At 45.8% G+C, this 10,639-nt stretch carries 10 protein-coding genes; 2 read left to right on the top strand and 8 right to left on the bottom strand.

Features of this window, described 5'->3' with window-relative positions:
* The first annotated feature begins 13 nt into the window (after positions 1–13).
* Complete coding sequence (serB, locus tag GQ359_RS04705) at positions 14–904, top strand: phosphoserine phosphatase SerB (protein ID WP_215387771.1); 891 nt, start codon at positions 14–16, stop codon at positions 902–904.
* Positions 905–941: 37 nt separating this feature from the next.
* Here the strand turns inward: serB and GQ359_RS04700 are convergent, their stop codons facing one another.
* The 7 genes from GQ359_RS04700 to GQ359_RS04670 form a co-directional block, all read right to left on the bottom strand.
* Positions 942–2,126, bottom strand: a complete 1,185-nt coding sequence (locus GQ359_RS04700) for an acetyl-CoA C-acyltransferase family protein (RefSeq protein WP_215303611.1) — start codon at positions 2,124–2,126, stop codon at positions 942–944.
* 79 nt (positions 2,127–2,205) lie between these two features.
* Positions 2,206–3,564 carry a 30S ribosomal protein S12 methylthiotransferase RimO gene (rimO, locus tag GQ359_RS04695; RefSeq protein WP_215387770.1) on the bottom strand — a complete coding sequence of 453 codons (1,359 nt, stop codon included), beginning with the start codon at positions 3,562–3,564 and terminating at the stop codon, positions 2,206–2,208.
* Between the two features lie 2 nt (positions 3,565–3,566).
* Positions 3,567–4,127, bottom strand: coding sequence for a polyhydroxyalkanoate synthesis repressor PhaR (phaR, locus tag GQ359_RS04690; protein WP_215303608.1), 561 nt, complete (start codon positions 4,125–4,127; stop codon positions 3,567–3,569).
* A gap of 114 nt (positions 4,128–4,241) precedes the next feature.
* On the bottom strand, positions 4,242–4,982 hold the full coding sequence (locus GQ359_RS04685; protein ID WP_215303606.1) for a 3-ketoacyl-ACP reductase: 741 nt from the start codon (positions 4,980–4,982) through the stop codon (positions 4,242–4,244).
* Between the two features lie 21 nt (positions 4,983–5,003).
* The gene (phaC, locus tag GQ359_RS04680; protein WP_215387769.1) at positions 5,004–6,635 is read right to left on the bottom strand and encodes a class I poly(R)-hydroxyalkanoic acid synthase; all 1,632 of its coding nucleotides are present in this window, start codon (positions 6,633–6,635) and stop codon (positions 5,004–5,006) included.
* Positions 6,636–6,719: 84 nt separating this feature from the next.
* On the bottom strand, positions 6,720–7,517 hold the full coding sequence (gene pgeF / locus GQ359_RS04675) for a peptidoglycan editing factor PgeF (protein WP_215387768.1): 798 nt from the start codon (positions 7,515–7,517) through the stop codon (positions 6,720–6,722).
* The gene (locus tag GQ359_RS04670) at positions 7,492–8,541 is read right to left on the bottom strand and encodes an RluA family pseudouridine synthase (RefSeq protein WP_215387767.1); all 1,050 of its coding nucleotides are present in this window, start codon (positions 8,539–8,541) and stop codon (positions 7,492–7,494) included. The genes pgeF and GQ359_RS04670 overlap by 26 nt, the downstream gene beginning before the upstream one ends.
* On the opposite strand from GQ359_RS04670, the gene GQ359_RS04665 reads away from it, so the two are divergent.
* Positions 8,535–9,434: an outer membrane protein assembly factor BamD gene (locus GQ359_RS04665; protein WP_371822461.1), complete on the top strand. Its 900-nt coding sequence runs from the start codon at positions 8,535–8,537 to the stop codon at positions 9,432–9,434. The genes GQ359_RS04670 and GQ359_RS04665 overlap by 7 nt on opposite strands.
* Before the next feature lie 34 nt (positions 9,435–9,468).
* Here GQ359_RS04665 and alr read toward each other — a convergent pair whose 3' ends face one another.
* Positions 9,469–10,569: an alanine racemase gene (gene alr, locus GQ359_RS04660; RefSeq protein ID WP_215387903.1), complete on the bottom strand. Its 1,101-nt coding sequence runs from the start codon at positions 10,567–10,569 to the stop codon at positions 9,469–9,471.
* Positions 10,570–10,639: the final 70 nt, after the last annotated feature.

Genomic DNA, 10,639 nt, shown 5'->3' with positions numbered 1-10,639 from the left:
TTACTTCATACCCATGTCTAGCCACCTCACTCTAGTAGCACTTGCTAATGCTCCAATCCCAACAGATTTGAATGCTGCATTCAATGCGCATGCCAAAGTTTTAGGACTAGAGATTACTGAACTCCCATTAGAACCATCACCATCGAAATATTTCACTGCGCGCCTGACTTGTTCTCAAAACTTATTGCCTGAGGCAAGACTTGCAATGCGCGATATCGCTGCTCGGTACGACACGGATTTGGCTTTTCTATCTCCGGGATTTAAGGAAGATGCGGTAAAGGTGTTGGCCATGGATATGGACTCTACCCTGATTAATATTGAGTGCATTGATGAGATTGCTGATTTCACAGGAAAAAAAGCGGCAGTATCTGAAATTACTGAAGCCACAATGCGCGGTGAGATTAAAGACTTTAAAGAAAGCTTGCGCAGACGTGTTGCTTTGCTAGAAGGCGTATCCGCTGATGTATTGGATTCAGTCTATAAAGAACGCTTGCGCCCTAACCCTGGCGCCGCTGAATTATTAGCTGGAGCAAATGCAATGGGTCTTTATACGCTCCTAGTTTCTGGTGGCTTTACCTTCTTTACTGAAAAACTGCAGAAAGAATTGGGCTTCAAACAAACCCAGGCCAACACCTTGGAAATTGTTGATGGCAAACTCACCGGTAAAGTCATTGGCGATATTGTTGATGGCGCAGCGAAGAGCGCCTATCTAGAGCAAGCCTGCACGCTCATGAATTGCCATAAACAGAATTCCATCACTATGGGTGATGGATCCAACGATTTACCAATGATGCATGGCTCAGGTATTAGCATTGCCTATAGAGCAAAACCGATTGTCAAAGAAAAAGCCGACGCGGCTTTTGACCGAGTCGGCTTAGATGCTGCTTTACTGCTGATTAACTAAAGCGCTTGCTTAAGCTAGAGCAGTAAATGAACGTTGATTAGAGGCGCTCAAAAATAGTTGCGATACCTTGACCACCGCCAATACACATTGTGACCAAAGCATATTTGCCTTGAACGCGATGTAATTCATGGATAGCTTTAGTAGCAATTGCAGCACCAGAACAACCAATTGGGTGACCTAATGCAATTGCTCCACCGTTGACGTTGGTCTTAGCTGGATCTAAGCCCAAACCTTTGGTCACAGCCAAAGCTTGTGCAGCAAACGCTTCATTAGATTCAATCACATCAATTTGATCTAATTTCAGGCCGGCACGCTCGAGAGCAATCTTGGTTGCCGGAATTGGGCCTTCGCCCATAATGTGGTTCGGTACGCCAGCAACAGCATATGAAACTAAGCGAGCGATTGGTTTATGACCAGCCTTCTTCGCCGTATCAGCATCAGCCAATACAAAGAATGCTGCGCCATCATTAATGCCTGAAGCATTACCTGCAGTAACGCTACCGCCCTCTTTTTTGAATACTGCTTTCATCTTTGCCAAAGTTTCCATCGTGGTGTCTGGCTTGACGTGCTCATCAGTATCAAACACCACATCACCCTTGCGAGTTTTAATAGTAATTGGAACGATTTGAGACTTAAAGCGTCCTTCTTTAATTGCATTAGCTGCGCGACGGTGTGATTCGACGGCTAGAGCATCCTGCTCTTCACGAGTCAGCTTCCATTTCTCAACGAGGTTCTCCGCAGTAACGCCCATATGTCCAACGCCAAATGGATCGGTCAATACAGAAACCATCAAGTCAATCATTTTGGTATCGCCCATGCGAGCGCCACTACGCATTGCTGGTGAGCCATACATACCGCGTGACATCACTTCAACACCACCACCAATACCGTAATCGCAGTCACCCAACATAATTTGTTGGGCAGTTGTCACAATTGCTTGCAAACCTGAGCTGCATAAACGATTTAAGGCCATAGCAACAGATTCCATTGGCAGACCAGCCTGGATTGAGGCAACCCGTGCAACATAGGCATAACGGTTATCCGTAGGAATAGTATTTCCTACAGTAACGTAATTAATTAAGGCTGGATCTACTCCAGATCGGGCTACTGCTTCTTTCATCACCATACCGCCGAGCTCTGATGGCTCAAGGCTACTCAGTGATCCATTAAAAGTACCAATTGCTGAACGTACAGCACTCAAAACGACGACATCACGACTCATATTAATCCCCTTTACGGTGCCTAATTAGGCAAAATATTGGCCCAAATAAAAAGCCAAAACACTATTTTTATTCCAATAGTCAAGTTTCGGCTATTAGGTCATGCCCTTGGGAGCTAATCACCGTCACTTTGATGATTTCACCGGCACGGTAACGCTTAGAGGGCTTGCTTGGGGGCAAAACCCGCACTAAACCATCAATTTCAGGGGCATCACCGATGGTTCGACCCATTCCACCGGATTCATCTGCTCGGTCAATGATGACCTGAATACGCTTGCCTATTTTTTTAGCAAGGCGTTTTATGGAGATTTCTTCAGCCTTAGCCATAAAACGAGCACGACGATCTTCGCGCAAGGATTCCGGAACTGGGTTATCCAAGGAATTGGCTGTTGCACCATCAACTGGTGAATAGGCAAAACAACCGGCACGATCAATTTGAGCCTCATCCAGGAAATTCAACAAGTACTCAAACTCTTCCTCGGTTTCGCCTGGAAAGCCTGCAATAAATGTACTGCGAATAACTAAATCTGGGCATGCAGCCCGCCATGCTTGTATGCGCTCTAGATTCTTTTCTCCACTTGCAGGACGCTTCATGCGTTTGAGCACATCTGGGTGCGCATGTTGCAAAGGAATATCTAGATAAGGCAACACGCCATAGCCATGATCAGAAAACTCAGCCATTAATGGCAAAACATCATCAACATGCGGATAGGGGTAGACGTAATGCAGGCGAACCCAAGCTTGATGCTCTCTGGCAATTTGATTTAAAGCGTTTACTAAATCAAACATACGAGTCTTAACAGGTTTACCATCCCAAAAACCAGTGCGATATTGAATATCAACACCATAGGCGCTCGTATCTTGAGAAACAACCAATAATTCTTTTACGCCGGACTCAAATAATTTTTTAGCCTCAAGCAGCACTTCACCAATAGGACGTGAAACCAGGTCACCACGCATGCTTGGGATAATGCAGAAGGTGCAACGGTGATTGCAGCCCTCGGAGATCTTGAGGTATGCATAGTGCTTTGGTGTGAGCTTCACACCAATTGGTGGAAGCAAATCAGTAAACGGGTCATGCGGTTTTGGTAAGTGCAGATGAATCGCCTGCATTACTTCTTGAGTGGCATGCGGGCCTGTAACAGCTAGGACTTTAGGGTGAATGCTCTGAATGAGGTCACTACCATCGGCATTTTTACGAGCACCTAAGCACCCAGTAACGATCACCTTGCCATTTTCTGATAAGGCTTCACCAATCGCGGCAAGACTCTCCTCAACAGCAGAATCGATAAAGCCGCAGGTATTCACGACAACGAGATCGGCTCCCGAATAATCCTTAGCAGTCTCGTAACCCTCAGCACTTAATTGAGTGAGAATGAGTTCAGAATCAACCAATGCCTTGGGGCATCCCAAGGAAACAAAACCAACTTTACCCGCCACAACTATTCTTTTTCTGTCTTATTAGGCTGACCTGGAAATGGGAAGCCACTAAATATCGTTGGGGAGTTTTGCATTTGCTCTTGCATCTTCACAAATAGATCTTTGCTCTGCTCCATATAGTTGCCCATCAGGCCTTGCATCATCGGGTTTTGTAAATTCATCATCTTGGCCCATGCTTCGGGCGTGCTACCTGCACCTAAGCCCTGAGTTTGATCGCCCAGCTTATTGTGAATGTCCACAAAAGACTGCATGGTTTTTTCAAGATAGCTACCCATCAAGCCTTGCATGGAGTTGCCATAGAAGCGAATGATTTGAGAAAGCATTTGAGTTGAAAAAACCGGGGCACCACCAGCCTCTTCTTCCAAGATAATTTGCAGCAAGATATTGCGTGTTAAATCATCTTCAGTTTTTGCATCAACAACGCTGAATGCATCGCCTGCCATTACTAAATTTTTGATATCAGCCAGCGTGACGTAGGTGCTGGTTTGGGTGTCATATAAACGACGATTGGGATACTTCTTGATCAAGCGGCTATCGCCGGCTTTTTTGGAACGTGTGGCCATGTATTTTTCCTAACTCTCATTACTGCAATGCAACATCGGCATAGTTTATCCCTAGTTTGACCTAAAGGTAAATATGCCGATGAGCAGACCACTAAAACTGCATTTTTGATGGGTTTAACCCGTATGCAGGCCACCATTCAAGGAGAAGTCAGCGCCAGTTGCGTAGCCGCCATCATCAGAGGCAATCCAGCAGCAGATTGAAGCAATCTCTTCTGGGGTGCCCAAGCGCTTCACTGGAACGCCAGCAACAATCTTCTCGAGAACATCCTCACGAATAGCCTTCACCATGTCCGTACCGATATAACCAGGAGACACTGTATTTACAGTCACCCCTTTAGAAGCTAGCTCTTGTGACAAGGCCATCGTAAATCCATGCAAGCCCGCTTTTGCAGTGGAGTAGTTTGATTGACCAAACTGACCCTTCTGGCCGTTTACAGAAGAAATATTGATAATCCGGCCCCAACCGTTATCAGCCATACCATCGACCACTTGCTTGGTTACATTGAACAAAGAATTGAGATTGGTATCAATCACCGCTTTCCACTGCTCAGGAGTCATCTTGCGGAATACGCTGTCCTTAGTAATACCAGCGTTATTTACGAGAACGTCAACACGACCTACTTCAGCCTTTACCTTATCAAAAGCAGCAACAGTGCTGTCCCAGTCAGAAACGTTACCTTCAGAGGCGATGAAGTCATAACCCAAAGCTTTTTGCTCGCCAAGCCAGCGATCTTTACGCGGGGAATTTGGGCCACAACCAGCGATAACCTTAAAGCCATCCTTGGAGAGGCGCTGACAAATAGCGGTACCAATACCACCCATACCACCAGTTACGTATGCAATCTTTTGAGACATGTCTTACCCCTTATGAAAATATTATTGAGCAGCGGATACTTTTTCTTTCACGTACTTACCAGGCGCTGCTTCTAGTTTTTTGTACTGTGCATTACCAAACGTTTTGCTGGCTTTAATTTTCTTGCCACCAAACTGTTCTAACCATTGAGCGTAATTGGGCCACCAACTACCCTTGATCTCTTTTGCTGCAGCCAACCAATCATCTGCAGTCTTTGCCAATTTATTATTTTCAAAATAATGGCGCTTGTTCTTTGCTGGTGGGTTAATCACGCCAGCAATATGGCCTGATGCACCCAAGACAAATCGGTTCTTACCCTTCAGGATGTGGGTAGATTCATAAGCGGATTTCCACGGCACAATGTGGTCATCATGCGATGCGTAGATATACGCTGGAACCGTGATCTTGCCCAAGTCAACCTTTTCACCACAAACGTTGAGCTTGCCTGGTTTAACCAATTCATTTTGTAGATAGGTATGCCGTAGATACCAGCAATACATTGGGCCAGGTAGATTGGTTGAGTCGCCATTCCAATAGAGCAAATCAAATGGGGGCGGTGAATTACCTTTTAAATAATTTTCAACAACATAATTCCAAACCAAATCGTTTGGACGCAGGAAAGAGAATGTATTGCCCAAATCTAAACCAGACATCATCCCAAAGTGACCGCCCTCACCGCCGATAGTAGTTTCACGCAACTTCACCATGCCTTCGTCGATGAACACATCCAGAATTCCGGTGTCAGTGAAATCCAATAAAGTGGTGAGCAAAGTTAAGCTCGCAACATAATCTTTTTTACGTGCTGCTAATACTGCTAATGCGGTAGAGGTTAAGGTGCCGCCGACACAAAATCCGAGAACATTAATTTGATCTGCAGCGCCAATATCCTTAACAACCTCAATCGCCTTGATGACACCATCGCCAACATAGTCATCCCAAGTTACTTTGGACATCGATGCGTCGGGATTTTTCCAGGAAACCAAGAAAACAGTGTGACCCTGCTCCACCATGTAACGGACCACGGAGTTATCTGGCTGCAAATCCAAAATATAGTATTTGTTAATACAAGGAGGCACCATTAAGTATGGGCGCTCATACACTGTTTCAGTTAAGGGTGTGTACTGAATTAACTCAAAGAGTTCGTTACGAAAGACCACCTGGCCTTCAGTGGTTGCAATATTCTTACCAACTTCAAAAGCGCTTTCATCAGTCAGCGATACTTTGCCTTTTTTTAAATCGCCCAACAAGTTCACTATTCCGTTTTGAATAGATTGCCCTTGGGTGCTAATAATATTTTCAAGAACCTCAGGATTGGTAGCAATAAAGTTTGAAGGCGATAAAGCATCGATCATTTGTTCTGTAGTGAACAAAATTTTTGCCTTCATTTTTTCATCAGTATCCACAGCCTCGGCAAGTGCCATGAGATGTTTGGAGTTCAGCAAATAGGTTGCAGCAATCATCTTGCTCCAAGATGAATGCCATGCTTTACCAGAGAAGCGACGATCTTTTACTTCAATTCCCTCGGGATTCGTTGCGAGTTGAGAAAACTCCGAAAAATATTCCTTTTGAATTTCCGCCAAACGTTCTGGTGGAATTAATGCCATGTGGTGCGGTGCCAAAGATGGGGCAACACCAGTATTCATACCTGCAAACATAATGATCTCGTTAATTAATTAAGTTCATTCTCCAACTATCAGGCTGTAAGGGTTATACGCACTAACCCTAGCCCTAGGGCTAAGCTAGTAATAACCCGAAGATGGAGTCTTACCCTCGATCCAAATTAAGGAAGCGAATCGACCGGTTACTTTGTCCCTGCGATAGGAAAAGAAATTTACTGAATCACTGGATGTGCAAAAGTCGCCGCCATAGACCCTCTCAATGCCAGCAGAGCGTAAACGGTCCTGAGCGAGCAGATATAAATTGGCCAAATACTTTCCAGGACTACCAGCAATAGATTTAAATGCCTCAGACAAAATAGCTTGAGATTGGCCGGCAAATGCTTCCAGCACATCTTCACCGACCTCAAATGCAGTAGGTCCGATTGCAGGACCCATCCACACCGCAATATCTTTTGGTAGCAGGTCCGGGGATAAATGACGCATTTCCCGAATGGTATTTTCTAAAACTCCGCCACTGAGACCTCGCCAGCCGGCATGAGCTGCCCCAACAACATCACCATTCTTGCTTGAAAACAATACCGGCATGCAATCGGCCGTCAAAATAGCCAGTACCTCGTTTGGAATATTCGTAACAGAGGCATCTGCCTCAAATGGTCCACTAAGCAAATCGCTCCTTGAGGTCGGGGTGCTCACTGTAGTGCCATGAATCTGCTTAAGCCAAGCTGGTTCGGCAGGAAGGTGTGATCGTAAGGCTCTGCGGTTTTGCAGCACATCATCTAAATCATCGCCAGCATTCAGCCCGAGATTAAGGCTATTAAAAGGAGGTTTACTAACCCCACCCTCCCGAGTCGTACAAAAAGCTTGAATTTGCTTGGGTACAGCCCAAGTTGGCTCAATCTGCTGAATTCCGCTGATCATTTTTGATGGATGCCATTAAGGCATCTTCTTTAGGTAGGTCTGCCTCACTCATTCCAAGCAGAGGCAACAAATTCATTAAATCTTGAGGGGGCAATCTAAACCAGGTCATCATGTCTTGTGTCGATGGATGCTGCAAACTGAGGGCATAAGCATGCAGAGCCTGACGACTAAAGGGTAATGTTTTTGCTGCTCCAGGCGTTCTTTTGCGATAAACCGGGTCACCCAAGAGTGGGAAGCCCAAAGATTCAAGGTGCACACGGATTTGATGGGTGCGGCCAGTTTCCAGACGGCATTCCAGTAAGGCAACTGGACTTTCTAAAAAAGTCCCTTTAGCTAATCGTCGGAACAGAGTGGCAGCCGGTTTACCTTGGGCGGAGCCAGCAGCCATTTTGAGGCGATCACGCTGATCACGACCTACGGTTGCCAATACCTTGCCCTGAGAAGGTGCATCACCCCAAACTAAAGAAAGGTAGCGCCGTCCAACAGTTCGCTCCTGAAGCTGTCTTACTAGTGAGGTTTGCGCAATATCCGTGCGGGCTACCACCATCAATCCAGAGGTGTCTTTATCTAAGCGATGGACAATTCCAGCCCTTGGTAAATTTTTTAGCTCTGGGAAACGATATAACAGGCCATTTAATAGGGTTCCCGTCCAATTTCCAGCAGCTGGATGTACGACAAGTCCAGCGGGTTTATTTAGCACAATGATGGAGTCATCCTCATAGACAACATCGAGGGGGATTTCTTCCGGAGCAAAGGCAAATTGTTCGGGCATTTCCTGTGGAAATACCTTAATACTCTCGCTTCCGCGCAGTAAATGGCGTACTTTGGTGACTTTTCCATCCACTGTGACTGCCCCAGCCTCAACCCAAGCTTTGAGTCGATTGCGAGAATAATCAGGTAAAGCTCCTCCAAGAAACTTATCCAAACGCTCCCCGCTGACCTCAGCAGGAACTTCTAGGGCTATGAAATCCTCATCATCGATATAATCAATGGGATTCGAATCGGGAGTATGCGGCAATGCCACGCTTAAAGAGCCTTTTAGTTATGTCGGACGTTATTACAGACGCCAGTTTAAGGCTTGCTGCCACTATTAGGGCATCTTCCAGAAAATCCCTTATTTCACTATTTGTTGGGGCAAGTACAGCTTGCCTGGTTCTTGTTGGGTGCGCAGGTGGTGAGGGCCAAAAAGATGATGCAGATATTTGGTCCGAAACAAAACTGTATTCCGAAGCAACCGAAAAATTAAAAGGTGCTGATTATGCAAAGTGTGGCAAGTACTTTGAAAAACTAGAGGGTCGCTTCCCATTTGGTCCCTATTCTCAGCAAGCGCAAATCAATGCAGCCTATTGCTATTGGAAAGCCCAAGAGGATGCTCAGGCTCAAGTTGCGATTGATCGCTTCATCAAATTGCATCAAGGTAGCCCTAATTTAGACTACGGCTACTACCTTAAGGGCTTGATTAGTTTTAATGATGATTTAGGCTGGCTCGGTAAATTTACCGGGCAAGACTTGAGTGAGCGCGATCCAAAAGCAGCCAAAGAAGCATTTGAGTCTTTCAAAGTGGTTGTTGAGCGTTTCCCTGACAGTAAATATGCGCCTGACTCTTTAGATCGCATGCGCTACATCGTGAACTCACTAGCCGAAGCAGATGTGATCGTGGCTCGTTATTACTATCAGCGTGGTGCATATCTAGCGTCAGCAAATCGCGCGCAACTTGTGATTCGTGATTACGATCGTGCGCCAGCCGTTGAAGAAGCGCTCTATCTACTTACTAAGTCTTACGAGAAATTGGGCATGACTGATCTGAGTAATGATTCTCTGCGTGTATTTAAGCTCAATTTCCCAGACAGCCAAATGATGATTACTGGCCAACGCGTTCAAAAAGAACGTCGTTGGTGGCAAATCTGGAATAAGTAAAAAACGGAAATGGGTTTCATCAAGTAGCGCTGCATTACTTGATGACTACCGGCACTCTCTGCGCCAGCGCACAAATAAGCTCGTAGCCAATAGTTCCGCTCATCTGAGCTACATCATCTACCGGGACTTCATTACCCCATAGCTCTACAACGCTACCAATCTTGGCATTGGGTGCTTCACGCAAGTCAATCGTCAACATGTCCATAGAAACTCGACCAACGATTGGACAAATCACACCATCACCCTGTGCATCAGCGCCATCAACCCAAACTGGCGTGCCATCTTCTGCATGACGTGGATAACCATCAGCATAGCCACAGGCAATCACACCAATACGCATATCCTCTGGAGCTTGATAGCGGCCACCATAGCCAACGTGATCACCCTTCTTTAATTCCTGAATATCGATGATTTCACTGCGCAGTTGCATGACAGCTTGAAGTTCCGTTCGAATAATGTCTGCATGAACCCCGGTTGGAGAAACACCGTACAACATGATGCCTGGGCGAACCCAATCCCCCAGTGCATTGCGATGCCATAAAATTGCGGCCGAATTAGCCAAAGAGCTAGGCGCCTGTAGACCTTGAATAGTTTGCTCGAAACACTCCATTTGCTCACCAACCGATGGTGCATGATCTACCTGATCGGCATTGGCAAAATGGGTCATGTGATGCATATGGCATCCAACAGCATGCAGGCGATGAAAAGCGGTGCGGTATTGAGCTGGCTTAAATCCAAGGCGGTTCATTCCTGAATTCAGCTTTAAAAATACGCTGATTGGGTGTCCTGAATCATTTTTAAAGGCCTCAAGCCAAACGACCTGCTTCTCACTATGAACCACTAAGTCACATTGAAGTCGAGCTACTAAATCAAGCTCCTGCTGATTAAAAATACCTTCTAGCAAGAGAATGCGCCCTTCCCAGCCGTGATCCCTCAGCCATTGTGCATCTGCAATATCCAGCAAAGCAAAACCATCGGTAGATTCCAGGCCTTTAAATGCGGTCTCTAAAGTATGGCCATAGGCTTTAGCCTTTACCACCGACCAGATCTTTGACTCAGGGGCGAGCTCTCGAATCCGACTTAAATTATGATGAAAGGCCTCAGTGTGTATAGTTGCCAAAATTGGTCTATTTATCAACCGACTAGCTGATGAGCACATATCCACCCCTCCTTTCATGTTTTAATTACATTAATGACTAGATTGT

It is taken from the genome of Polynucleobacter sp. AM-7D1 (assembly GCF_018688455.1).
GTDB lineage: Bacteria > Pseudomonadota > Gammaproteobacteria > Burkholderiales > Burkholderiaceae > Polynucleobacter.
The sequence above is the reverse complement of the archived record's forward strand: the minus strand, read 5'-3'. Positions and strand labels throughout refer to the sequence as shown.